Below are 21467 nucleotides of genomic sequence, written 5' to 3' on the forward strand. Positions count from 1 at the left end.
CCGCCCCTTCCGGCAGAACCGGAAGGTGCGGGCTTTCCAAAGAACCTTGGGGAGAAGTTGTTACTTCTTGCCGCCGAAGCCCTTGAAGCGAGCGTTGAAGCGCTCGACGCGGCCTGCGGAGTCCATGATGCGCTGCTTGCCCGTGTAGAACGGGTGGGACTCGGAGGAGATTTCGACGTCGATGACCGGGTAGGTGTTTCCGTCTTCCCACTCGATGGTCTTCTTGGAAGACACGGTGGACTTGGTCAGGAACTTGACGCCGGAAGCCAGGTCGTTGAATACAACAGCTTCGTACTTCGGGTGGATATCAGACTTCATAATGGGACCTTTGTTCGCACAACTGGATTTTGCCAGTTGCCAGGTATGAATGGGATGCGGGCCGTGGAACACCGGTCTGCATGCCAAAAGCAGTGCAAACACCGGGTGTCCGGACCAACACTCAATCCTAGCCTAAAGACGCTCGTGGCACGAACCCGCATAGGCGCCCCACAGGCGGAAGCGGGGCCTTCCGGGAACTAGCCGCGGGGCCGCAGTTCCCAGAAGGCGACGGCGGAAGCCGCCGCCACGTTGAGCGAATCGACGCCTGCCCGCATCGGAATCCTGACGGCGAGGTCGACGGCGGAGAGGGTTTCGGCGCTCATCCCGGCGCCTTCCGTGCCGAGGACCAACGCCAGCTTGTCCGGATTCCGGGCGGCCAGTTCGTCGAGGTCCACCGCGTTACCGGTGAGCTCCATCGCTGCCACAGTGAACCCCTGCCCGCGCAGTACCTCCAGATCGGCCGGCCAGGACTCCAGGCGCGCCCAGGGAACCTGGAACACGGTGCCCATGCTCACCCGGACGCTGCGCCGGTAGAGCGGGTCGCCGCACCGGGGCGAGACGAGTACTGCGTCAACGCCCAGGGCTGCCGCGGACCGGAAAATGGCACCGACGTTCGTGTGGTCCACAATGTCCTCCAGAACGGCCACCCTCCGGGCGCCAGCCAGGAGTTCGGGCAGCGGGACGGGCGCGGGACGGTGCATGGCCGCCATCGCACCTCGGTGCAGGTGGAAGCCCGTGATGTCCTCGAGCAGCGCGGCGGAGCCGATGTAGACCGGAACGTCCGGAAACTCACTGAAGACATCGGCCAGGTCCTCCAACCATTTCTCCGCAAGGAAGAAGGACCGGGGCCGGTGGCCGGCAGCCAGGGCGCGGCGGAGGACCCGCGATGATTCCGCTATGTACATCCCCTCCGCGGGCTCCCGGACTTTGCGGAGGTGGACATCCGTCAGCCGGGTGTAATCGGACACCCGGGGATCGTCGGAGGACTCGAGATAGTGGAGCGTCATGGGAGGTTCATTTCAACAGGCATTCAACGGGTTATTTGAAGAGGTTTGCGATCATGAAGCCCAGGGCCACGAGGCCAAGGGCGAAGATGACACCGCGGAGGACCGGCGGCGAGAGCCGGCGGCCCACTTTGGAACCGACGACGCCGCCGATGAGCGAACTGACCGCGATAATGGCCACTACAGTCCAGTTGATGCGGCCGAAGGCAAACAGCAGGTAGGACGCCGCAGCCACGATGTTCACGCCCAGCACGAGGATGTTCTTCATGGCGTTGGCGTTCTGGATGGTTCCTGTCATGAAGATGCCAAGGATGCCCACCAGAAGGATGCCCTGCGCAGCCACGAAGTAGCCGCCGTAGACGCCGGCCAGGTACACCAGCACGATCAGGATCACGCCGTGGCGTTTGTCCCGGATGGCATGCTCCGGGTTTTCCTCACGGTTCCTCACCCACTGCTGGAGCCGGGGCTGGAACACCACCATCAGGAGGGCCAGTACGATCAGCGCGGGCGCGGCGTAGTGGAACACCTTTTCCGGGAGGTGCAGCAGCAGCCAGGCGCCGCTGATGCCGCCCAGGAGGGATGCCGGGAGGAGCCGGAGCAATTGCCGGCCGCGCCCTGCAAGTTCCTTCCTGTACCCCCAGGCGCCGGCGGCATTGCCGGCCACCAGCCCCATGGCATTGCTGATGGAGGCTGTTACCGGGGCAACTCCCAGTGCGATGAGGACGGGAAAGGTGACGAGGGTGCCCGAACCCACAACACTGTTGATGGTTCCGGCCCACAGCCCGGCAAAAAAGACGAAGACGCCGCTGAGTAAGTCCACGCTAGGCTGGCCGCCGGATCAGCGGCGGGCGGTGGCTGCGTAGCGTCCCGCGTTGACCGTGACGTCGAGCGGCAGGCCGAAGGTCTCGCTGAGGTGCTCCGACGTCAACACGTCCGAAATGGGGCCGGCTGCCACCACCTGGGCATCCCGCATCAGCATGGCGTGGGTGAAGCCCGGCGGGACTTCCTCGAGGTGGTGCGTTACGAGCACGATGGCCGGGGCCGTGTCGTCCCGCGCCAGTTCGCTGAGGCGGTGCACCAGGTCTTCACGGCCGCCAAGGTCCAGCCCTGCGGCGGGCTCGTCCAGGAGGAGCAGTTCCGGGTCCGTCATCAGGGCCCGGGCAATCTGGACCCGCTTGCGCTCACCTTCGGAGAGGGACGCGAACGCCCGGTTCAGGAGCGGCCCCATGCCCCACTCGTTCAGGAGCCGGAACGCGCGGCGTTCGTCGTCCTTCTCGTAGCCTTCGCGCCAGCGTCCGGTGACACCGTAAGCCGCCGTCACCACCACGTTGAGCACTTTCTCCTGCTCGGGAATCTGGGTGGCCAGAGCGGCGGAGGATAGGCCGATGCGGGGCCGGAGTTCAAAAACGTCAACAGCCCCCAGCATTTCCTCCAGGATCCCGGCCATCCCGCTCGTGGGGTGGAGCCGTGCCGCCGCAATCTGGAGCAGAGTGGTCTTGCCGGCGCCGTTGGGTCCCAGGATCACCCAGCGTTCGCCTTCTTTGACCTGCCAGTCCACTTTGTTGAGGAGCGTTTTAGCTCCGCGGACAACGCTGACGGCAGCCATTTCAAGAACATCACTCATAGGAGTAGACACTAGGACAAAACAGCGTGCGACTGATAACTGAAACGTCGCGGGCGAAACCGGCTGCAGGGCGGGACGAAACGAATTCGGGCGGCGGGACGGCGCTCGATAAGATTGCAGTCATGAGTTCGAACGTGACTGCGGTCAGCTACGGCGTGAAATTGTCCCCTGCGGAACTGGAGAACCTCCGTTCCCTGCTGACCGGATCAGGCGCGTCCTTCGCCGCCGAGTCCCGCACCGGCGACGAGCGTTTCGAGGTGTACGCGGTGGATTTCTCCGTGGAGTCCGGGACAGCTGCCGAGATCGGAGCGCTGCGGCAGGACGTGGCCGCAGCAGGCTTCAGGGGAATGGACACAGCGATCGTTCCAGCGGCCCTTCGGGAGGCGCCCCGCAAGTTCTTGATCATGGATGTGGATTCCACCCTGATCCAGCAGGAGGTCATTGAACTCCTGGCAGCTTACGCCGGGAAGCGGGAGGAAGTTACGGCCGTCACCGAGGCGGCCATGCGCGGCGAGCTCGATTTCGCCCAGAGCCTGCATGCTCGGGTGGCGGTCCTCGCCGGGCTACCCGCCGACGTCGTCGATTCCGTCCGGACCGAGGTGAAACTCAGTGAAGGTGCTGCGGAGCTTGTTGCGGCCTTCAAGGCTGCCGGCCACGCCGTGGCAGTGGTTTCGGGCGGGTTCAACCAGATCCTGCGTCCCATTGCTGAGGACCTCGGCATGGATTACTGGATCGCCAATGAACTGGAAATTGTCGACGGCGCGCTGACGGGCAAGGTGCTTGGGGCCGTGATTGACCGCGCAGCGAAGGAGAAGTACCTGCGCGAGTGGGCCGCCGCCGAGGGCATCCCCATGGAGCACACCATCGCCGTGGGCGACGGCGCCAATGATCTCGACATGCTCAGTGCCGCCGGGATCGGTGTCGCCTTCAATGCCAAGCCCGCCGTGCGGGCAGCGGCGGATGCGGCCGTCAACATGCCCTATCTGGACGCCGTGCGGCACATCGCCGGGGTCTGAGGCAGCCGTCGGGCGCTGACGAACAGCGTCGTGAATGAGCACCAACAAAGGAAGGCCGGGCATTCGCCCGGCCTTCCTTTGTTGGTGCGTGGTGCGGAAGAGTCAGCCTGCCTGGCCGGTGCCCTTGCCGAAGTAGTCGGCACCGCCGGCGTATTCCGTGTGGCCGGTTTCGACGTCGGCGGTGACCATCTTGGCAATTTCCGCGGCGAACTCCGCAACGGAATACAGCTTGCCGGCCTCCGCGCGGCGGGCTTCGATGGCGCCCGGGTTGGACCGGTCAAGCAGCGTGGCGGTAACCGTTCCTTCGATCATGTCGCCGGACACCACCACGAGGGAGATGCCCTTGTCAGCAAGGTTCGGGATCAGGGCGCGCAGGGCATCCTCGCCGGCGCGCTTGCTGCGTGCCACGGGCTCATATTCCGGCATGGTGGGCACGGAATCGATGAAGTGGGCCTGGTGGCTGGTGATGAACACCACGCGGGAGCCTTCACGCATCAGCGGCACGGCGGCGTTGAGCATGTTGACCTGGGCATCGCGGTTCAGCTTTAGGGCGTAGCCCTCCTCCATGCCCGATTCCATGCCGCCGGAGGCGTTCAGGACCAGGACGTCGAGCGAGCCGAAGTTCTCCATGGCCGCGCTGGCCAGGGCCTGGACACCTTCCTGCGTGGTGAGGTCGGCTCCGACCGCCGCTGCACGGCCACCGGCCGCCTCGATCTCGGCCACAACCTTGTTGGCGCGCGGGGCCTTCTGGCGGTAGTTCACCACAACGGCCGCGCCTTCGGCCGCGAGGAGCTTGGCGACATCCGCGCCGATCCCCCTCGACGAACCGGTCACAATGGCAGTCTTGTTGTCCAGCAATCCCATTCGAGCTCCTTTGTTCCAAACGTCCAAAATCTGTGGGTCTGCCATCCATCATGCCAGCGGAGGGCGGGAATTCAGTTGTTTGACGTCAACAAAGAAGGGGACCCGGCCTAGTTGCGGTTGATTCGGATTTTCCGCTTCTCCGTGGCTGGTGCCTGCTCGGGTGCCGGCGCACGCACCTCAAGGACGCCGTCCGTGTAGGTGGCCGTGACGTCGTCCTCGCGGGATCCGGGCGGCAGGGAGACACTTCGCGAAAGGGAGCCGTAGCGGAACTCCGTGCGGTAGCCGTACTTGTCCTGATGCTCGGACTTTTCCTCGCGCTCCGCCTTGATGTGGAGCATCCCGTCGGCCACTGAGACATCCACGTCCGTCTCGGGATCAATGCCGGGCAGTTCCGCCCGCACCACGAGGGTGCTGCCGTCCAGGAACTGTTCCACACGGATTGACGGCTGCGTCAGGTCCCCCTCGAGGAACCGCCGAAACGGCTCCAGAACATCCGATGGCGTCCATTTACTGAGATCGGCCATGATAGCTCCCTAGTCTTGTTTCCCAGCATGCGGCCGGCCGTGGCATGGGACCGGCCCGTATGCCCATTACACACCTGGCGAACGGGCGTGTAATGGGCAAAAGGTCCCGTTGTGCCACGGATCCACCCGACAGGGACCCTGGAGCAGGTAGCGGGGGCGGGGCTAGTGCCCCATGCCCAGGCCGCCGTCCACAGGGATGACGGCACCGGAGATGTAGGACGCTTCATCGCTGGAGATCCAGCGCACCACGTTCGCCACCTCCGCGGCTTCGGCGAAACGGCCCGCGGGAACCTTGGACAGGTAGTCCTTCTGGGTGGCCTCGGGCAGTTCCGCCGTCATGTCCGTGTTGATGAACCCCGGCGCCACGACGTTGGCGGTGATGCCGCGGCCGCCGAGTTCGCGCGTCAGCGACCGGGCAATCCCCACGAGGCCGGCCTTGGAAGCCGAGTAGTTGATCTGGCCGGGGGCGCCGTACAGTCCGGAAACGGAGGAAATCAGGACAACCCGGCCCTTGCGCTTGCGGATCATGCCTTTGGAGGCCCGCTTGATGACCCGGAAGGCACCGGTCAGGTTGGTGTCGATGACCGAGGTGAAGTCGTCTTCGCTCATGCGCATCAGCAGTGTGTCCTTGGTGATGCCAGCGTTTGCCACCAAGACCTCCACCGGACCGTGTGCAGCTTCAACCTCAGCAAAGGCAGCGTCAACAGAGGCCTCATCGGTGACGTCGGCCTTGACGCCCAGGATTCCTTCCGGAAGCGCCGACTCGCTGCGGTACGTGACCGCGACCTTGTCACCGTTGGCGAGGAAGGCCTCGGCGATGGCCAGTCCGATGCCTCGGTTGCCTCCGGTGATCAGAACGCTGCGGCCGGTTGATGCTGCTTCAGTCATAGTTTGCTCCGGGATTCTGCGGCATGGGGCACCGCGGTAAGGGGCGGGATTTTTACTGCCTCCGATCTTAGCCCGCGTTTGGGCGGCACTGTTGAGGGTGAGAGAATTGGATTAAGCCTTGGGAGCGTGATTAAACAGCCGTGACACTTGCAAAACGACCCGGACATTCGATGCCCGGTGGACCGGACGCCGTCTCCGGTGACGCCCAGGTGCACAGCATTACGGATGCCGCCTCCGCCCACTCGGAAGAGATGCGCGGGCGGATGATCAAGTACGCCGTGGCCATGGGCATCCGCATGGTGTGCCTGATCCTGGTGTTCGTCGTGGACGGCTGGTTCAAGGTTGTCCCGATTGCCGGCGCGGTGTTCCTGCCCTGGATTGCAGTGGTCATTGCCAACGGCAGCGACAAAGCGGAGATTCACAGCGACTACCTGCTCGACTCCGCCCCGCTGGCGGAACTCGAAGCACCGGACGTACCGGCAGCTGCCGAGGACGAAGGCCCAACGGTTCTCCAGGGCGAACTCATCGAGGACGAAGACGATATCGACGGCCAGGAACGGGCAGCTTCATGAACATTTTTGACCTGGCGGGAGGCGATGCTGCGCCTGTCGAAGCGGCTGCGCCCATGTGCTCCAGGAAGGCCTGCCGGTCCGGTGCCGCCTGGCAGCTGCTGTGGAACAACCCCAAGATCCACACGCCCGAACGCCGCAAGATCTGGCTCGCCTGTGATGAGCACCGGCTCTGGCTGGAGGATTACCTGCAGACCCGTGGCCTCTGGAAAGAGACGGTGCCGCTGGGCCTGGCAACCGCGTCAGGCAGGGACAGCTGAATGTACCGCTTCCTCTTTTCCAGCAAGTGGCTGGGCTATTTGCTGCTGGCTGCGATCTTTGCCACGGCCTGCGTGTTCCTGGGCCGCTGGCAGATGGACCGCAGGGCCGAGACCCTTGCGGAAATCAACCGGGTCACGTCCAACTACTCGGCCGCTCCCCTGCCGTTCGCCGAAGCCGAGCAGCAGTTTTCCCGGCTCGATGCCGACAAGGAATGGACCCAGGTTGAGTTGAAGGGCCGCTATGACGTCGCCGGACAGAGGGTGGTGCGCAACCGCCCGCTCAACGGCCAGCCGGGCTATGAAGTGGTGGTTCCCTTCAAACTCAACACCGGACAGACGGTTGTGGTGGACCGCGGCTGGCTCCCGATCGGTAACAACACCCCGGGCCGCCCCGATTCCGTCCCCGAGCCGCCCCCGGGCGAAGTCACCGTGATCGTGCGCCTGAAACCGGGTGAACCCGAACTTCAGCGTGGCGCCCCGGACGGACAGCTTGCTTCCATTGACCTCCCGGCCTATGCCGCCCAGCTTGGCTACCCCGTACTGACCGGCGCCTACGGGCAGCTCGCCTCCGAAACACCGGCCGCCGCCGCAATGCCGTACCCCTTCCCGAAGCCTTCAGTGGAAGAGGGTACCCACCTGTCCTATTCGCTGCAGTGGTTCGCCTTCGGCGTCCTGATGTTCATCGGCTTCGGCTACGCGGCCCGCCAACAGGCGCGCAACGCGGAGATCGACGCGCAGGACGCCGCGGCGGACGGTGCGGCGCCCGAATATGCCATGGCCGCGAACCGCCGCCGTCCCGCTCCCCGGAAACGGAAACAGCCGACGGCGGAGGAAGAGGAAGACGCGATCCTGGACGCCCAGGGGTACTGACCGATGAGCCTTGATGCCTTTCCCGACCCGGTGGCAAACGTGAAGCGCGCGCTCACTGCCCTCGGTGCCGAGGACACCGTGACGGTGTTCGACTCGAAAGTCCCGACGGCGGCAGCTGCGGCCGCCGCGCTCGGCTGCGACGTCGCGGCAATCACCAACAGCCTGGTGTTTAACCTCGAGGGTTCCCCGCTGCTGATCCTGGCCAGCGGCGCGGCCAAGGTGGACGTCCACAAGGTTGCCGCGCAACTGGGCACCGGCAGGATCCGCCGGGCCTCCCCCGAGTTCGTCCTGGAACACACAGGCCAGGAAGTAGGAGGAGTGGCCCCGGTCGGGCACCCGGAAAAGATCAAAACCCTGCTGGACGAGTCACTCAAAAGCCACGACGTCCTCTGGGCAGGAGCGGGAGACCACAACTCGATGTTCTCCATCACCTACAAGGACCTGCACAGGATCACCGGCGCAGAAGAGATGCCCGTCCGCTAGCGAAGCGGACGCACGGACGACGCCAACGAGGCTTATGCGAGCGTAATCAGGTCCAGGTAGTCTTCGTTCCAATGGTCCTCGATGCCGTCGGGCAGGAGGACGACGCGTTCGGGGTTAAGGGCTTCGACGGCACCTTCATCGTGGCTAACCAGCACGACGGCGCCTGTGTAGTTGCGCAGGGCGCCCAGGATCTCGGAGCGGCTGGCAGGATCAAGGTTGTTCGTGGGCTCGTCAAGGAGCAGCACGTTCGCGCTTGAGGCCACGATCGTGGCCAGGGCGAGGCGCGTCTTCTCACCGCCGGAGAGCACGCCGGCAGGCTTGTCGACGTCGTCACCGGAGAACAGGAACGAACCGAGGATGCCGCGCACCTCGGCGTCGTTCATGTCCGGCGCGGAGGAGCGCATGTTCTGCAGGACTGTGCGGTCGACGTCGAGCGTCTCGTGCTCCTGGGCGTAGTAGCCAACCTTCAGGCCGTGGCCCGCGATCACTTCGCCGGTGTCGGGCTTGTCCACGCCGGCAAGCATCCGCAGCAGGGTGGTCTTGCCGGCGCCGTTGAGGCCCAGGATGACCACCTTGGAGCCGCGGTCGATGGCCAGGTCCACGTCGGTGAAGATTTCCAGCGAGCCGTATGACTTGCTGAGGCCGTCCGCGGTGAGCGGAGTCTTGCCGCAGGGCGACGGGTCGGGGAAGCGCAGGGCTGCCACGCGGTCGGTTTCGCGCACGGCCTCCAGGCCGCTGAGCAGGCGTTCGGCGCGCTTGGCCATGTTCTGCGCGGCAACGGCCTTGGTGGCCTTGGCCCGCATCTTGTTGGCCTGGTCGAACAGGACCTGCGCCTTCTTTTCGGCGTTGGCACGCTCACGCTTGCGGGCGCGCTCGTCGGTTTCGCGCTGCTGCAGGTAGCGCTTCCAGTCCATGTTGTAGAAGTCGATCTGGGCGCGGTTGGCGTCCAGCAGGAAGACCTTGTTCACGGTGGCTTCGAGCAGTTCCGTGTCGTGGCTGATCACGATCAGGCCGCCCTGGTGGTTCTTCAGGAACTCGCGCAGCCAGGCGATGGAGTCAGCATCGAGGTGGTTGGTGGGCTCATCGAGGAGCATGGTCTCGGCGTCCGAGTACAGGATGCGGGCGAGCTCCACACGGCGCCGCTGCCCACCCGACAGGGTCTTGAGCGGCTGGTTGAGCAGGCGGTCCGGCAGTGCGAGGTTTGAACAGATCGCTGCGGCCTCGGCTTCGGCAGCGTAGCCGCCGGCGGCCAGGAATTCGGATTCCAGCCGGTCATAGCGGTTCATCGCCTTGCGCTGGACGGCGGCGTCCTCGCTGGCCATCTCTTCATGGGCCAGCCGGAGCTTCCCGACTGCGATGTCCAGGCCGCGGACAGACAGGATCCGGTCGCGGGCGAGCTGTTCCATGTCCGGCGTGCGGGGGTCCTGGGGAAGGTAGCCGATCTCGCCGCTGCGGCTGACCTTGCCGCCGGCGGGCAGTCCCTCGCCGGCTAGGACGCGGGTGAGGGTCGTCTTGCCTGCACCGTTACGGCCGACAAGGCCGATCTTGTCTCCCTTGTCGATCCGGAAGCTCACCTGGTCCATGAGGAGGCGGGCGCCGGCGCGCAGTTCGAGATCCTGGACGGTAATCAATGCAGCTAAGGCCTTTCACAACAGGGAACGCCGCGGCACAACGGATGGAGTCTGGGCAGGGCCGGGGCAGTGTGGCCGAGAGAACGGCCCTTACCAGTCTACCGGCACCACTCCCCCCGGATTACCTCGGCACTGGCGCCGCGGAAGTCATCTTTTGGCCACCCTGTCCAGAGCGGGCGTCCTCCGTTAGTGGATCCCCTACAAAATACGGCAGGGACCGGAGACGTATCGTCGAAATGGAGGGAAGCGCCTGTACGCAGGCGGCTGCCCCCAACCCCGTTGCACTTGCACCAATTGACAGGACCTCCCCATGACCAAGACTGACAGTGCCGCCACCAGCCAGGCGGCCTCAGGCGTCAAATCAGGCAGTAAGCCCGGCCGGAAGCGCTGGAACGCCACGGACCTCGGCCTCATCGCCGTCTTTGCCGCGCTCGTGGCCGGCTCCGCGCTCATTGCGGCCATTCCCGTGGGCGGACTCGGCGTGCCGATCACCCTGCAGACACTCGCCGTGATGCTGACAGGGCTGGCACTGGGCCCCGGCAGGGCGTTCGCGGCCGTCGGCCTGTACACCCTGCTGGGGCTTGCCGGCCTGCCGATCTTCAGCGGCGGCAGGAGCGGGCTGGGGATCCTCGCCGGCCCCTCCGCCGGCTACATCATCGCCTTTCCGCTGGCTGCCCTGGCCGTCGGCTGGCTCACCACGATCGTGCTCCGCCGCACCTTGAAGTACCGGGGGCTGTTCCTGTTCGCCGCGGCCATGGCCACGAGTATTGTGCTGGTGCACGGCCTTGGGGTGCTGGGCATGATGGTCAACGCCAAGCTGGACCTTTCAAAGGCTTTCCTCCTGGATTTGGCCTACTACCCGGGCGACATCATTAAGAACCTCCTGGCCGTCAGCATCGCCCTCGCCCTGCACAAGGCGTTCCCGGATCTCCTGATCCGCCGCGCCGGCGTCCGGAACTCCGGGGCGGGCCAGGCAGCCAGTTAGCATGGGCAGCATCCTTCTGGACGGAGTCGCCGTTCGGGTGGCGGTGGACGGCAGCCCGCAGCCCAAAACGCTGCTGCGCGGCGTCTCGCTGAATCTTACGGAACAGCGGATCGGCGTGATCGGAGCCAACGGGTCCGGGAAGTCCACGCTCCTGCGGCTCCTCAACGGACTCGTGGCACCGAGCGACGGAGCGGTGACCGTTGACGGCGACGATACCGTCCGCTCCGTGCGTGCCGTGCGCCGAAAGGTCGGATTTGTTTTCACGGACCCCCTGTCCCAGCTGGTGATGCCCACCGGCCGGGAGGATGTCGAACTGTCCCTGCGGCGATCTGTCCGGAACACAACGGAGCGCCGGGACGCTGCCGAGGCGATCCTCAACCGCTTCGCGCTGATGCCGCTGGCGGACCAAAGCATCTACGAGCTCTCGGGCGGCGAACGGCAGCTGATGGCCCTGGCCGCCGTCCTCGCCGTCGAACCTGCAGTCCTGGTGCTGGATGAGCCGTCCACGCTGCTGGACCTGCGCAACCGCGAACTGCTGCGGCGGACCATCTCGGGCCTCAGCCAGCAGATCGTCATGTCCACGCACGACCTGGAGCTGGCCCGGGACATGGACCGCGTCTTGGTGGTGGAATCCGGACAGGTGGTGTTCGACGGCGGTGCTGGCGCCGCCGTCGAGCACTACCGGGAGCTGTCCGCTGCCAGCCTCCCGCCGGTCAGCGCCACCGTGCCGCCGGGCAGTCCGGAGGACAGGTGAGCAGCCAGGGATTCCTGCTGGTGAACTACGTTCCCGGTACCTCGCCGGTCCACCGGGCGCCGCTCTGGCTAAAGTTCATGGGGGTGGTTGGCTGCGGCATGGGATCGTTCCTTGTGGTCGACTGGGTGGTTGCCGCGGCGGTGCTGACGTTCATGTGCTCTGTTTTCCTGCTGAGCGGCGCCGGCCCGGGACGCCTGTACAAGGCCGTCCGGCCCATCCTGCCCGTGCTGCTTGCCATCGGCCTGTTCCAGTGGTGGCAGCTGGGCGGTCCTGTTGCGGGGCGGATTGTCCTTAACATCCTGGTCTGCGTCGTTGCGGCGTCCATTCTGACCGCCACCACGCCGATGCAGCGGCTCCTCGACGGCGTCGTCTCGCTGGCTGTGCCGTTCCGGCGTTTTGGCGCGGATCCCGAGCGCTTCGCCCTGACCATCGCGATCATGCTCCGGAGCATTCCGTTCATCGCCGGGGCGTACTCGGAGGTGAGGGACTCGGCGCGGGCGCGCGGCCTGGAGCGGAATCCGCGGGCGCTGGTCCTGCCGGTTTTCATCACCACGGTGGCCTACGCCCGCCAGACCGGCGATGCCCTGGCTGCCCGCGGTCTGGGAGAACCCGACGATGACGACTACCCGCGCCAGGGAGACGGCTAGGACGTTTCGGCCATCCGGTCGAGAGGTTCGTACCTGAAGAGGGCCGCGGTTCCCATGCCGCCGGCAATGCTGATCATGGCCAGCGCCAGCTGTCGCGGGCCGCCATTCCGGCCGCCATGGACAGCGTCCCGGCGCGCCTGGGCAAGGAGCCTCGTCACCAGCACAGCACCGGACGCGCCGTACGCGTGGCCCAAGGCCAGCGCCCCGCCGTCGAGGTTTGCCCGCCCGGGGTCGATGCCGAGGGCGTCCAGGCAGGCGAGGGTCTGTGAGGCGAAGGCCTCGTTGAATTCCACCAGGTCAATGTCCGCGGCCCGAACGCCGTGCCCGGCCAGGAGCCGCTGCGCAGCAGCGGCAGCACCCATGCCCAGAACCCGCGGGTCCACCCCCGCGGTATCGGTGCCGAGCACCAGGAGGCCGTCGGCCGCCCCCAGTTCCCGCGCCCGCTGCAGGGAAGTAATCACGACGGCGGACGCGCCGTCGGCATCAAAACAGGAATTCCCGGCGGTGACAGTCCCGCCCTCCGCGAACGCCGGCGGGAACCGCGACATCAGGGCGGCCGTCAGGCTTGCCCGCGGACCGTCGTCGGACTCCACGTATCCGGACGCCGCCCGCAGCGCGACGAGCTCGCCGGTGTAGGTTCCTGATGCTGCCGCGGCCAGCGCCCGCTGGTGGCTCTGCAGCGCGAACCGGTCCTGCCGCTCGCGGCTAATCCCGAAAACCCCGGCGACATTGTCCGCCGCGGTGCCCATGTCAGGATCGCCGTAGCTGAGCGGCACGAACTGGGCCCGGCGAAAGAACTCGGGGCTGCCGTCGGCTGCCCTGTTGGCGCGGAGGGGAGCCGTGCTGATGCTTTCAACCCCGCCGGCAAGGTACGCTCCGTTGCCGCCTGCTGCCACCAGCCGCGCAGCGAGCACAATGGCGTCGAGCCCGGAGCCGCACTGCCTGTCCACGGTGACCCCGGGAACGCTGACCGGCAGTCCGGCCTCCAAAGCGGCCAGGCGCGCCACATTGCCCCCGCCTCCCACGGCATTGCCGATCACGATGTCGGTAACGGCCGTTGCCGGCAGGCCGGTGCTTTCCAGGAGGCCGCGAAGGACGGGAGCCAGGAGCTGGTGGGCCCGGAGTTCCTTGAACGCTCCGTTGACCCGTCGGATGGGGGTGCGCAGGGCGGCGATGACCACCGGCTGGCGGTCAGGTGGCAGTAGCTCAGGCAAGGCGGCGGATCCTTGCGTCGCCGCTCTCAACCCAGTCCAGCAGCAGCTGGCGGCTGACCTTCCCGCGGTCCGTCACCGGCAGTTCCGCGAGGGCAAAGTACTGCAGCGGCCGCTTGTCCCTGGGAAGGACATCGTCCAGCCCGGCTTTGAGCTGGGTGGCCGTGATGCCGCCATGGGAGGGGACGACGCCGGCCACCACCCGCTGGCCGCGAACGTCATCGGCCATGCCCGCCGCGACAGCAGCCGCGACACCGGGAACGGAAGCCAGGGCCAGTTCCACCTCATGCGGATAGACGTTCTTGCCGGCTGTGATGATCATGTCGGCGCGCCGGCCCAGGATGTGAAGCTCACCGTCCTGCAGGTACCCCTGGTCCCCCACCGTGTACCAGCCGTCGAAGCAGCGAAGGGCCTGCCCGTCGTCGCCCCACAGGTAGCCGTTGCTGACCATGCCGCTGCGGACGCAGATGTTGCCGTCCGTTCCGTCGGCAAGCTCTGCGCCGTCGTCGTCCAGGATCCGGACGTTAACGCCGGGGAAAGGTTTCCCGATGCCGGTTCCGCCGGCATCCAGCGGCTTTCCGGCCCGCAGGCCCGCACCGGAAACGAAGCTCAGTTCGGACGCGCCGTAATACTCAAAGATGGTGGCCTTTGGCGCCCAGCGGCGGGCGGCCTCGAGCGTGCGGGCATCCAGCTTGGACCCGGCGCAGATGATGGAGGTTATGCCGGACGCGTCCACGCAGCCGGCCAGTCCACGTTCACTGAGCAGCCGGAGCATGGTGGGGACAAGGACCAGCCGGGTGATCCCGTCATGTGTTATGGCGGCATGCACATCGCCAACGTCGAATGATTCCAGGGTGTGGAACTCGGAGCCGGCATACAGGCACTCGGAGAGGGCATACAGGTTGAGGCTGGCCGCCAGGGGTCCCGGGGCGAGCGTCTTGTCCTGCTGCGTGAGTCCGAAGAACTCGATGGACGCCTCGAAGGACAGCTGCCACGAACTCCTCGACCTCGTGAACGCCTTGGGCACGGACGTGGTGCCGGAGGTCAGCCCGATCAGGAAGGGGGATTCCGGGCGCCCGTCGCGCAGTTCCCTCGGCTGCGGCGCTGCCGCCGGTGTGGGGTTTGACGGCGCAGGTTCCGTGGGTTCCGGCTGCGGAATGGCCGCGGTGGCGTGCAGCCTGGCCGCAATGTCAGCCTTGAGCTGTCCCGGCCAGGTGGGATCGAGGACGGCGCATTGCCGGTCCCCTGCCACGGCAGCAGCGAAGGACACGGCAAAGTCCACGGAGTTGGCCTCGGCGAGCACGCTCACCGCCCCGGCATCCGGAATCCGCCCCGCGGCGGCATCCCGAAGGGCGGCCCAGCTGAGGTGCCGGCCCGCCACGACGACGGCGGTGTCGTCGGGGCGGTCATCGGCCCAGCGTTGAAGTCTGTTGAGGAAAGGCATCGGATCAACTTTACCGGCCGGGCACGGGTCCCGGCCTGTCCGGTACGGCTATTGTGACAATATGAGTTTCAATGACAACGTCCAGCTGGATCCGTCCCAGGTCCAGGACCGGCGTGGCATGGGTCGTGGGACCAAGATCGGCGGCGGAATCGGGGGCGGAATCATCCTCCTGCTGGCCGCCCTGTTTGGGGTCAACCCGCAACTGCTGGAAGGCCTGACGGGGGCGGCGCCGGACCCGCAGAGTCAGGGAAGTGCACCGGCCTGCGAGAGCGGCGCAGACGCAGACGCCCGCCTCGACTGCCGCATCACCGGAACCGTCAACAGCCTCAATGCCTTCTGGCCGGCTTATCTGGCGCAGTACAACACGGAGTATCCGCGCCCCACGACGGTGATCTTCAGCCAGGCCACCAACACCGGCTGCGGCGGCGCAACCTCCGACGTCGGTCCGTTCTACTGCCCGGCCGACACCACCGCCTACTTCGACCCCGGCTTCTTCCAGGACCTGGTGGACCGTTTCGGCTCGTCCGGCGGCCCGCTGGCCCAGGAATATGTGGTGGCGCATGAATTCGGCCATCACGTCCAGAATGTCCTGGGCAACCTTGACCGTGCCCAGCAGGATCCGCAGGGCCCCGAATCGGGCGCAGTCCGGGTTGAGCTGCAGGCGGACTGCTATGCCGGGCTCTGGGTCCGGTACGCCACTACGCAGCAGGATCCCAAGACCGGCCAGCCGTACCTCGAACCGCTCACCCAGCAGGACCTGAACGATGCGCTGTCCGCGGCATCAGCAGTCGGTGACGACCGCATCCAGGAAGCAGCCACGGGCCGGGTTTCACCGGAGGCCTGGACCCACGGCTCCAGCGCGCAGCGGCAGAAATGGTTCTACCAGGGCTACCAGACCGGCGACATCAACCAGTGCGACACGTTCAGCGCGCCCACGCTCTAGCTGGATCGGCTGCTCCGTAAGCACCGTTTTGAGGGCGCAAAAGGGCGCTGGGCCCACGACGGCAGGGTTCCCTGGCCGAACTTGCGAGGCTAGGGGCCGGTGGGGATCAATCGATGAAGTTACGACGACGGCCGGTCACCTACGCTGGGAGGTAACCGGCCGTCGTCGTACTCAAGCGGTGAGCGGGGCTCAGATATTGAAGCCGAGGGCCCGCATCTGGTCGCGTCCGTCTTCGGTGATCCGCTCGGGACCCCATGGCGGCATCCAGACCCAGTTCAGCCGCCAGTCGTCCACGACGCCGTCGAGGGCCTTGCCCACCTGCTCCTCAATGACGTCCGTCAGCGGGCAGGCCGCCGTGGTGAGCGTCATGTCGATCAGCAGGGCGCCGTCGTCGTCCGAGTACTTCAGGCCGTAGAGCAGGCCCAGGTCAACGATGTTGACGCCAAGCTCGGGGTCAATGACGTCCTTGAGGGCCTCTTCGACATCTTCGAGGCCCGTACGGGCCGCTTTGATTTCGGTCATGGCGTTGTCCTAACTAGGCCTGTGCCGCTGCGGCGATGGTGGCTGCGCCTGCACCGGTGGCGTAACGGTCGTAGCCTTCTTCTTCGAGTCGGTCGGCCAGTTCCGGGCCGCCTTCTTCGACAACCTGTCCGTCAACGAACACGTGCACGAAGTCCGGCTTGATGTAGCGCAGGATGCGGGTGTAGTGCGTGATGAGCAGCGTGCCCATCTTGCCCTCGGCGTGCGCGCGGTTTACGCCCTCGGAAACAACCTTGAGTGCGTCCACGTCGAGGCCGGAGTCGGTTTCGTCCAGGATGGCGAACTTCGGCTTGAAGAGCTCCAGCTGGAGGATCTCCACGCGCTTCTTCTCGCCACCGGAGAAGCCTTCGTTGACGTTGCGCTGGGCGAAGTCGGCGTCGATGCGCAGCTGCTGCATGGCGGCCTTGACGTCCTTGGTCCAGGTGCGCAGCTTGGGTGCTTCGCCGTCGATGGCGGTCTTGGCGGTCCGCAGGAAGTTGGTCATGGAGACGCCCGGAACCTCCACGGGGTACTGCATGGCCAGGAACACGCCGGCGCGGGCGCGCTCGTCCACGCTCATGGCCAGGACGTCTTCGCCGTCCAGCGTGATGGAACCACTGGTGACGTTGTAGCGCGGGTGGCCGGCGATGGTGGACGCCAGGGTGGACTTGCCTGAACCGTTCGGGCCCATGATGGCGTGGGTCTGGCCGGTCTTGATGGTCAGGCTGACGCCCTTCAGGATCTCCTTGGTGCCCTGCTCCGTCTCAATGCTGACGTGCAGGTCCTTGATCTCAAGAGTAGACATGTGTCTTGTTCTCCTCTGCACCGTGCCCTCCGGCGGCGGTGCGGTTTCTCGGCTGAAAGTTTTCTAAAGCGGGGTGCGGAATGCGTTGGTGGCCAGCGCCGTCAGCTGAAGTTCGGGACTTCGGCACCGTTGACAACGTTGGTGACGTCCACGTAGACGTCGTCGCCGTGAACGGCCACGGCAAACACCGGAACGGGGTCATAGGCCGGCAGCTGGAGCGGCTGGCCGCTGCGGAGGTCGAACTGGGAGCCGTGGCCCCAGCATTCGATCTTGCAGCCCTCGATCTCCCCCTCGGAGAGTGAGATGTCCGCGTGCGAGCACGTGTCACCGATGGCGTGGATTTCGCCCATCGAGTCCTTCACGATGGCTACGGGGTAGTCATCGATCAGGATCCGCAGCGCCTGCTTGAGTTGGATCTCGCTGGCGTTGCAGACAAGCTCGCCTTTTGGCTGGTCAGTCATCTGGTGTAGTCCCTGTGTTCTCTGGTGCTGCGCACTAGTTATTCGTGGCCGCGAGTTCGCGCTCAACGGATGCGATGAGGCGCTCTTCGATGGCCGGCACCTTGATGTGCTGGATGATTTCGTGCAGGAATCCACGGACCACGAGGCGGCGTGCCACGTCTTCCGGGATACCGCGCGCCATCAGGTAGAACAGGTGCTCGTCGTCCAGGCGGCCGGTGGCACTGGCGTGGCCGGCACCCTTGATCAGGCCGGTCTCGATTTCGAGGTTCGGAACGGAGTCGGCACGTGCGCCGTCGGTGAGCAGCAGGTTGCGGTTCGCCTCGTAGCTGTCGGTGCCCTCTGCCTCCTTGCGGATCAGGACGTCACCAACCCAGACGGCGTGCGCGTTGCGGCCCTGGAGCGCGCCCTTGTAGAGGACGTTGGACTTGCAGTTGGCCACTGCGTGGTCAACGAACAGGCGCTGCTCAAGGTGCTGGCCGGCGTCGGCGAAATACAGGCCGAGCATTTCAACTTCGCCGCCCGGGGCGGTGAACCGTGCCGAAGGCGTGACACGGACCAGGTCGCCGCCGAGGCTGACCACGATGTGCTTGAACTTGGCGCCGCGGCCGATTTTGGCCTGCTGCGACGAGGCGTGCACGGCGTCGTCGTTCCATTCCTGGAGCGAGATGACGGAGAGTTCAGCGCCGTCCTCAACCACGATTTCCACGTTTTCGGAGACAACCGCGCTGCCCTGGTGGTCCAGGACCACAACGGACTTGGAGAACTTCTGCGCAACGATCACGAGGTGCTGCGCGGACGCGTCCGTTCCCTGGCCGGTCAGGACAACGTTGATCTCGCCGTCCGACTCGAACTCTGCGGGCACGGTGATGACCGTTGCCTCGCCGAAGTTTTCCCAGGCGTTGGCGGACACGCGGTCCTCGGGGATCGCGGCGGAGCCGATGCGCTTGTCATCGCGGCCAACGGTTTCAACCGTGACGGCGTCAGGTGCGGTGACGCTGACGGCGGGAGCCGTGCCGTTGAGGACAGCCGAGTGGAGTCCTCGCAGGCGCTTGAGCGGAGTGAACCGCCAGTCTTCCTCCATGCCCGTCAGCGGCTTGAAGTCCGCCAGCTTGTAGGAGGTCAGGCGGCCGGCGCGTGAGCTGTCCGGAATGCCGACGCCGCCGCCGTGGGAGTGGCTCTTGACGGCCTCTCCCGCGAGCGGTGCCTTTGAACCGGCGGCGTTGATGGGTGAAAGGCTCTCGCCTTCCTCGGTGAAGCCGTTGATGAACGGCTGGGCTGACGGCGCGCCGATGCGGGCCTTTTCAGTAGTGATGTCAGTCATTAACCGACCGATCCTTCCATCTGCAGTTCAATCAGTCGGTTCAGCTCGAGGGCGTATTCCATCGGCAGTTCACGGGCAATCGGCTCGATGAAGCCGCGGACGATCATCGCCATGGCCTCGTCTTCACGCATGCCGCGGGACATCAGGTAGAACAGCTGCTCTTCGCTGACGCGCGAAACAGTCGCCTCGTGTCCCATGACGACGTCATCCTCGCGGATGTCGATGTACGGGTAGGTGTCCGAACGGCTGATGGTATCCACCAGCAGGGCGTCGCAGCGGACCGTGTTGGCCGAGTGCTTGGCGCCTTCGCGGACCTGGACCAGGCCGCGGTACGCCGCGCGGCCGCCGCCGCGGGCAACCGACTTGGAGATGATGGAGCTCTTCGTGTTCGGTGCGATGTGCACCATCTTGGAGCCCGTGTCCTGGTGCTGGCCTTCGCCGGCGAACGCGATGGACAGGGTTTCACCCTTGGCGTGCTCACCCACGAGGTAGACGGCCGGGTACTTCATGGTCACCTTGGAGCCGATGTTGCCATCGATCCATTCCATGGTGGCGCCCTCTTCGCAGATGGCGCGCTTGGTGACCAGGTTGTATACGTTGGTGGACCAGTTCTGGATGGTCGTGTAGCGGACGCGTGCGCCCTTCTTCACGATGATCTCCACAACGGCGGAGTGCAGGGAGTCCGAGGTGTAAATCGGCGCCGTGCAGCCTTCGATGTAGTGGACGTAGGAGTCCTCGTCGGCGATGATCAGCGTGCGTTCGAACTGGCCCATGTTTTCCGTGTTGATGCGGAAGTAGGCCTGCAGTGGAATATCCACGTGAACGCCCTTGGGGACGTACACGAAGGAACCGCCTGACCATACGGCCGTGTTCAGCGAAGCGAACTTGTTGTCGCCCACCGGGATGATGGTGCCGAAGTACTCCTGGAAGATCTCCGGGTGTTCGCGCAGTGCGGTGTCGGTGTCCAGGAAGATGACGCCCTGGGCTTCGAGGTCCTCGCGGATCTGGTGGTACACAACTTCGGATTCGTACTGGGCTGCCACGCCGGAAACAAGGCGGCTGCGCTCGGCTTCCGGGATACCCAGCTTCTCGTAGGTGTTCCGGATGTCCTCGGGGAGGTCTTCCCAGGTTGCAGCCTGCTTCTCAGTGGAGCGCACGAAGTACTTGATGTTGTCGAAGTCGATGCCGGAGAGGTCTGCACCCCAGGTGGGCATGGGCTTGCGGTCGAAGTACTTCAGGCCCTTGAGCCGAAGGTCGAGCATCCATTCCGGCTCGTTCTTCTTGGCCGAGATGTCCCGGACGACTTCGTCATTGATGCCACGACGTGCGTTGGCGCCGACATCGTTCTTGTCGGCCCAGCCGTATTCATAGGTGCCGATACCGTGGAGCTCGGGATTCTTCTCCAGAATCTCCGAAATCACAGTAGTCTCAGCAACCTTGTTCTCTGATAGTTGGTCCGTCATCACGGCCTTTCTTGCAGATGGTTGGATACTTCGCCCAGGCTGTCCGTGGTGTGTCCGGGACCGTCAGGCCCCTTGGCGGCCGGACGGCCTGTAGGTATATGGGTGGTGCAGACGTGCCCGCCGCGTGCCAGCGTGGACAGCCTGCGCACATCGACGCCGACGAGCCGGGAGAATACCTCGGTCTCGACGTCGCAGAAGACCGGGAACTTAGTGGCCAGCTGCTGGATGGGGCAGTGCCCCTGGCACAGCTGGACGCTGGAAAGCGCTGCGGGGAGCGGCGCTTTGGCTTCAATGGAGGCAGCGGAGGCCACGAACCCGTCACGGCTCAGCGCTGCAGACAGTGCCTGCGCCCGTGCGGTGATATCCGGTCCGGCAGCGTCGATCTCCGGCGCGTACCGGCGTTCCATGTCCGCAAAGCGTTCGACGGCGAACTCCCGGACCGCGTCGGGTCCGGCGATCTCGCCCAGGCGCTGCAGGGCCAGACCGGCAATATCAAGGTAGTCGTCACCGAGCGATGACTGGCCCTGGGAGCTGAGGACGTAGCGACGGGCCGGGCGTCCAGCGCCGGCACCGGCCTTTGCCACACGCTTGACTTCGATCACGCCGGTGCGCGACAAGTGGTCCAGGTGGCGGCGCACGGCTGCGGGAGTGAAGCCCAGCAGGTCACCGAGCTCGGCGGCGCTGACCGGCCCGTGCTCCAGCACGGCGCTCAGTACGCGGTCCCGCGTGCGCTCGTCCGAGTCGGCGGCGGCCACGTGGGGCGCCGCCGTCGACGGCCGGAACGAACCGGCGGCGCCAGCGGGCGCGTCGGACCCGGTTCGGGGCGCAGAAAGTCGAGTGCTCATGGAATACACAACACAATC

At 65.7% G+C, this 21467-nt stretch carries 25 protein-coding genes; 9 read left to right on the forward strand and 16 right to left on the reverse strand.

Going from position 1 to position 21467, the window contains the following annotated elements:
* Window positions 1–60 precede the first annotated feature (60 nt).
* The 4 genes from J2S97_RS04845 to J2S97_RS04860 form a co-directional block, all read right to left on the reverse strand.
* A complete protein-coding gene (locus tag J2S97_RS04845) occupies window positions 61–318 on the reverse strand; it encodes a type B 50S ribosomal protein L31 (protein WP_028267311.1) in 258 nt (85 codons plus the stop codon).
* Window positions 319–515: 197 nt separating this feature from the next.
* Window positions 516–1325: a TrmH family RNA methyltransferase gene (locus J2S97_RS04850; RefSeq protein WP_307047103.1), complete on the reverse strand. Its 810-nt coding sequence runs from the start codon at window positions 1323–1325 to the stop codon at window positions 516–518.
* A gap of 31 nt (window positions 1326–1356) precedes the next feature.
* Window positions 1357–2142 carry a sulfite exporter TauE/SafE family protein gene (locus tag J2S97_RS04855; protein WP_307047105.1) on the reverse strand — a complete coding sequence of 262 codons (786 nt, stop codon included), beginning with the start codon at window positions 2140–2142 and terminating at the stop codon, window positions 1357–1359.
* An 18-nt stretch (window positions 2143–2160) separates the two neighbouring features.
* The gene (locus J2S97_RS04860; protein ID WP_307047107.1) at window positions 2161–2946 is read right to left on the reverse strand and encodes an ABC transporter ATP-binding protein; all 786 of its coding nucleotides are present in this window, start codon (window positions 2944–2946) and stop codon (window positions 2161–2163) included.
* 122 nt (window positions 2947–3068) lie between these two features.
* Here J2S97_RS04860 and serB point away from each other — a divergent pair, with 122 nt between their 5' ends.
* Entirely contained in the window at window positions 3069–3962 is an 894-nt protein-coding gene (gene serB, locus J2S97_RS04865) for a phosphoserine phosphatase SerB (protein WP_307047109.1), read from the forward strand.
* Between the two features lie 102 nt (window positions 3963–4064).
* On the opposite strand, the gene J2S97_RS04870 is transcribed toward serB, so the two are convergent.
* From J2S97_RS04870 to J2S97_RS04880, 3 genes are all read right to left on the reverse strand, one after another.
* Window positions 4065–4826 (reverse strand): SDR family oxidoreductase, encoded by a 762-nt coding sequence (locus J2S97_RS04870; RefSeq protein WP_307047111.1) that lies wholly within the window; start codon window positions 4824–4826, stop codon window positions 4065–4067.
* A gap of 107 nt (window positions 4827–4933) precedes the next feature.
* Window positions 4934–5350, reverse strand: coding sequence for an Hsp20/alpha crystallin family protein (locus J2S97_RS04875; RefSeq protein WP_307047113.1), 417 nt, complete (start codon window positions 5348–5350; stop codon window positions 4934–4936).
* A 162-nt stretch (window positions 5351–5512) separates the two neighbouring features.
* The gene (locus tag J2S97_RS04880; RefSeq protein ID WP_307047115.1) at window positions 5513–6238 is read right to left on the reverse strand and encodes a beta-ketoacyl-ACP reductase; all 726 of its coding nucleotides are present in this window, start codon (window positions 6236–6238) and stop codon (window positions 5513–5515) included.
* A 140-nt stretch (window positions 6239–6378) separates the two neighbouring features.
* Here J2S97_RS04880 and J2S97_RS04885 point away from each other — a divergent pair, with 140 nt between their 5' ends.
* Genes J2S97_RS04885 through J2S97_RS04900 form a run of 4 tightly spaced genes read left to right on the forward strand, consistent with a single transcriptional unit; the run spans window position 6379 to window position 8420 of the window.
* Window positions 6379–6810 carry a DUF3099 domain-containing protein gene (locus tag J2S97_RS04885; RefSeq protein ID WP_373460496.1) on the forward strand — a complete coding sequence of 144 codons (432 nt, stop codon included), beginning with the start codon at window positions 6379–6381 and terminating at the stop codon, window positions 6808–6810.
* Window positions 6807–7067, forward strand: a complete 261-nt coding sequence (locus J2S97_RS04890) for a hypothetical protein (RefSeq protein WP_307047117.1) — start codon at window positions 6807–6809, stop codon at window positions 7065–7067. Before J2S97_RS04885 ends, J2S97_RS04890 begins: the two co-directional genes overlap by 4 nt.
* Window positions 7068–7937: an SURF1 family cytochrome oxidase biogenesis protein gene (locus J2S97_RS04895; RefSeq protein ID WP_307047119.1), complete on the forward strand. Its 870-nt coding sequence runs from the start codon at window positions 7068–7070 to the stop codon at window positions 7935–7937.
* 3 nt (window positions 7938–7940) lie between these two features.
* Complete coding sequence (locus J2S97_RS04900; RefSeq protein ID WP_307047121.1) at window positions 7941–8420, forward strand: YbaK/EbsC family protein; 480 nt, start codon at window positions 7941–7943, stop codon at window positions 8418–8420.
* A 32-nt stretch (window positions 8421–8452) separates the two neighbouring features.
* On the opposite strand, the gene J2S97_RS04905 is transcribed toward J2S97_RS04900, so the two are convergent.
* A complete protein-coding gene (locus J2S97_RS04905) occupies window positions 8453–10051 on the reverse strand; it encodes an ABC-F family ATP-binding cassette domain-containing protein (RefSeq protein WP_307047123.1) in 1599 nt (532 codons plus the stop codon).
* Between the two features lie 310 nt (window positions 10052–10361).
* Here J2S97_RS04905 and J2S97_RS04910 point away from each other — a divergent pair, with 310 nt between their 5' ends.
* Genes J2S97_RS04910 through J2S97_RS04920 form a run of 3 tightly spaced genes read left to right on the forward strand, consistent with a single transcriptional unit; the run spans window position 10362 to window position 12437 of the window.
* The gene (locus J2S97_RS04910; RefSeq protein ID WP_307047125.1) at window positions 10362–11036 is read left to right on the forward strand and encodes a biotin transporter BioY; all 675 of its coding nucleotides are present in this window, start codon (window positions 10362–10364) and stop codon (window positions 11034–11036) included.
* 1 nt (window position 11037) lies between these two features.
* Window positions 11038–11790 (forward strand): energy-coupling factor ABC transporter ATP-binding protein, encoded by a 753-nt coding sequence (locus tag J2S97_RS04915; RefSeq protein WP_307047127.1) that lies wholly within the window; start codon window positions 11038–11040, stop codon window positions 11788–11790.
* Window positions 11787–12437, forward strand: coding sequence for an energy-coupling factor transporter transmembrane component T family protein (locus tag J2S97_RS04920; protein ID WP_307047130.1), 651 nt, complete (start codon window positions 11787–11789; stop codon window positions 12435–12437). The genes J2S97_RS04915 and J2S97_RS04920 overlap by 4 nt, the downstream gene beginning before the upstream one ends.
* Here the strand turns inward: J2S97_RS04920 and J2S97_RS04925 are convergent.
* Together J2S97_RS04925 and J2S97_RS04930 are read right to left on the reverse strand one after the other, a co-directional pair.
* Window positions 12434–13651, reverse strand: a complete 1218-nt coding sequence (locus J2S97_RS04925; protein WP_307047132.1) for a thiolase family protein — start codon at window positions 13649–13651, stop codon at window positions 12434–12436. The genes J2S97_RS04920 and J2S97_RS04925 overlap by 4 nt on opposite strands.
* Window positions 13644–15092 (reverse strand): class I adenylate-forming enzyme family protein, encoded by a 1449-nt coding sequence (locus tag J2S97_RS04930; protein WP_307047134.1) that lies wholly within the window; start codon window positions 15090–15092, stop codon window positions 13644–13646. Before J2S97_RS04930 ends, J2S97_RS04925 begins: the two co-directional genes overlap by 8 nt.
* A gap of 61 nt (window positions 15093–15153) precedes the next feature.
* Here J2S97_RS04930 and ypfJ point away from each other — a divergent pair, with 61 nt between their 5' ends.
* Window positions 15154–16035 (forward strand): KPN_02809 family neutral zinc metallopeptidase, encoded by an 882-nt coding sequence (gene ypfJ / locus J2S97_RS04935; protein ID WP_307047136.1) that lies wholly within the window; start codon window positions 15154–15156, stop codon window positions 16033–16035.
* A gap of 189 nt (window positions 16036–16224) precedes the next feature.
* Here the strand turns inward: ypfJ and J2S97_RS04940 are convergent, their stop codons facing one another.
* The 6 genes from J2S97_RS04940 to J2S97_RS04965 all read right to left on the reverse strand — a co-directional run bounded on the left by J2S97_RS04940 (window position 16225) and on the right by J2S97_RS04965 (window position 21449).
* Window positions 16225–16557 carry a metal-sulfur cluster assembly factor gene (locus J2S97_RS04940; RefSeq protein WP_011691953.1) on the reverse strand — a complete coding sequence of 111 codons (333 nt, stop codon included), beginning with the start codon at window positions 16555–16557 and terminating at the stop codon, window positions 16225–16227.
* Between the two features lie 13 nt (window positions 16558–16570).
* On the reverse strand, window positions 16571–17359 hold the full coding sequence (gene sufC, locus J2S97_RS04945; RefSeq protein ID WP_307047139.1) for a Fe-S cluster assembly ATPase SufC: 789 nt from the start codon (window positions 17357–17359) through the stop codon (window positions 16571–16573).
* A 101-nt stretch (window positions 17360–17460) separates the two neighbouring features.
* A complete protein-coding gene (locus J2S97_RS04950; RefSeq protein ID WP_104174201.1) occupies window positions 17461–17820 on the reverse strand; it encodes a non-heme iron oxygenase ferredoxin subunit in 360 nt (119 codons plus the stop codon).
* A 34-nt stretch (window positions 17821–17854) separates the two neighbouring features.
* Window positions 17855–19141: a Fe-S cluster assembly protein SufD gene (sufD, locus tag J2S97_RS04955; RefSeq protein ID WP_307047141.1), complete on the reverse strand. Its 1287-nt coding sequence runs from the start codon at window positions 19139–19141 to the stop codon at window positions 17855–17857.
* The gene (sufB, locus tag J2S97_RS04960; RefSeq protein WP_104174199.1) at window positions 19141–20604 is read right to left on the reverse strand and encodes a Fe-S cluster assembly protein SufB; all 1464 of its coding nucleotides are present in this window, start codon (window positions 20602–20604) and stop codon (window positions 19141–19143) included. Before sufB ends, sufD begins: the two co-directional genes overlap by 1 nt.
* A complete protein-coding gene (locus tag J2S97_RS04965; RefSeq protein WP_307047145.1) occupies window positions 20604–21449 on the reverse strand; it encodes a helix-turn-helix transcriptional regulator in 846 nt (281 codons plus the stop codon). The genes sufB and J2S97_RS04965 overlap by 1 nt, the downstream gene beginning before the upstream one ends.
* Window positions 21450–21467 lie beyond the last annotated feature (18 nt).

Source organism: Arthrobacter oryzae (genome assembly GCF_030812315.1).
In the GTDB taxonomy this organism is placed as follows: Bacteria; Actinomycetota; Actinomycetes; order Actinomycetales; family Micrococcaceae; genus Arthrobacter; species Arthrobacter oryzae_B.

What these genes read in the sequence shown, in the direction of transcription:
- J2S97_RS04860 (WP_307047107.1), bottom strand. Translation starts at nt 2,946, where the DNA reads ATGAGTGATGTTCTTGAAATGGCTGCCGTCAGCGTTGTCCGCGGAGCT.
- sufD (WP_307047141.1), bottom strand. Translation starts at nt 19,141, where the DNA reads ATGACTGACATCACTACTGAAAAGGCCCGCATCGGCGCGCCGTCAGCC.
- J2S97_RS04890 (WP_307047117.1), top strand. Translation starts at nt 6,807, where the DNA reads ATGAACATTTTTGACCTGGCGGGAGGCGATGCTGCGCCTGTCGAAGCG.
- J2S97_RS04950 (WP_104174201.1), bottom strand. Translation starts at nt 17,820, where the DNA reads ATGACTGACCAGCCAAAAGGCGAGCTTGTCTGCAACGCCAGCGAGATC.
- J2S97_RS04870 (WP_307047111.1), bottom strand. Translation starts at nt 4,826, where the DNA reads ATGGGATTGCTGGACAACAAGACTGCCATTGTGACCGGTTCGTCGAGG.
- J2S97_RS04915 (WP_307047127.1), top strand. Translation starts at nt 11,038, where the DNA reads ATGGGCAGCATCCTTCTGGACGGAGTCGCCGTTCGGGTGGCGGTGGAC.
- J2S97_RS04965 (WP_307047145.1), bottom strand. Translation starts at nt 21,449, where the DNA reads ATGAGCACTCGACTTTCTGCGCCCCGAACCGGGTCCGACGCGCCCGCT.
- J2S97_RS04900 (WP_307047121.1), top strand. Translation starts at nt 7,941, where the DNA reads ATGAGCCTTGATGCCTTTCCCGACCCGGTGGCAAACGTGAAGCGCGCG.
- J2S97_RS04930 (WP_307047134.1), bottom strand. Translation starts at nt 15,092, where the DNA reads ATGCCTTTCCTCAACAGACTTCAACGCTGGGCCGATGACCGCCCCGAC.
- J2S97_RS04940 (WP_011691953.1), bottom strand. Translation starts at nt 16,557, where the DNA reads ATGACCGAAATCAAAGCGGCCCGTACGGGCCTCGAAGATGTCGAAGAG.
- ypfJ (WP_307047136.1), top strand. Translation starts at nt 15,154, where the DNA reads ATGAGTTTCAATGACAACGTCCAGCTGGATCCGTCCCAGGTCCAGGAC.
- J2S97_RS04845 (WP_028267311.1), bottom strand. Translation starts at nt 318, where the DNA reads ATGAAGTCTGATATCCACCCGAAGTACGAAGCTGTTGTATTCAACGAC.
- serB (WP_307047109.1), top strand. Translation starts at nt 3,069, where the DNA reads ATGAGTTCGAACGTGACTGCGGTCAGCTACGGCGTGAAATTGTCCCCT.
- J2S97_RS04875 (WP_307047113.1), bottom strand. Translation starts at nt 5,350, where the DNA reads ATGGCCGATCTCAGTAAATGGACGCCATCGGATGTTCTGGAGCCGTTT.
- sufB (WP_104174199.1), bottom strand. Translation starts at nt 20,604, where the DNA reads ATGACGGACCAACTATCAGAGAACAAGGTTGCTGAGACTACTGTGATT.
- J2S97_RS04850 (WP_307047103.1), bottom strand. Translation starts at nt 1,325, where the DNA reads ATGACGCTCCACTATCTCGAGTCCTCCGACGATCCCCGGGTGTCCGAT.
- J2S97_RS04895 (WP_307047119.1), top strand. Translation starts at nt 7,068, where the DNA reads ATGTACCGCTTCCTCTTTTCCAGCAAGTGGCTGGGCTATTTGCTGCTG.
- J2S97_RS04880 (WP_307047115.1), bottom strand. Translation starts at nt 6,238, where the DNA reads ATGACTGAAGCAGCATCAACCGGCCGCAGCGTTCTGATCACCGGAGGC.
- sufC (WP_307047139.1), bottom strand. Translation starts at nt 17,359, where the DNA reads ATGTCTACTCTTGAGATCAAGGACCTGCACGTCAGCATTGAGACGGAG.
- J2S97_RS04910 (WP_307047125.1), top strand. Translation starts at nt 10,362, where the DNA reads ATGACCAAGACTGACAGTGCCGCCACCAGCCAGGCGGCCTCAGGCGTC.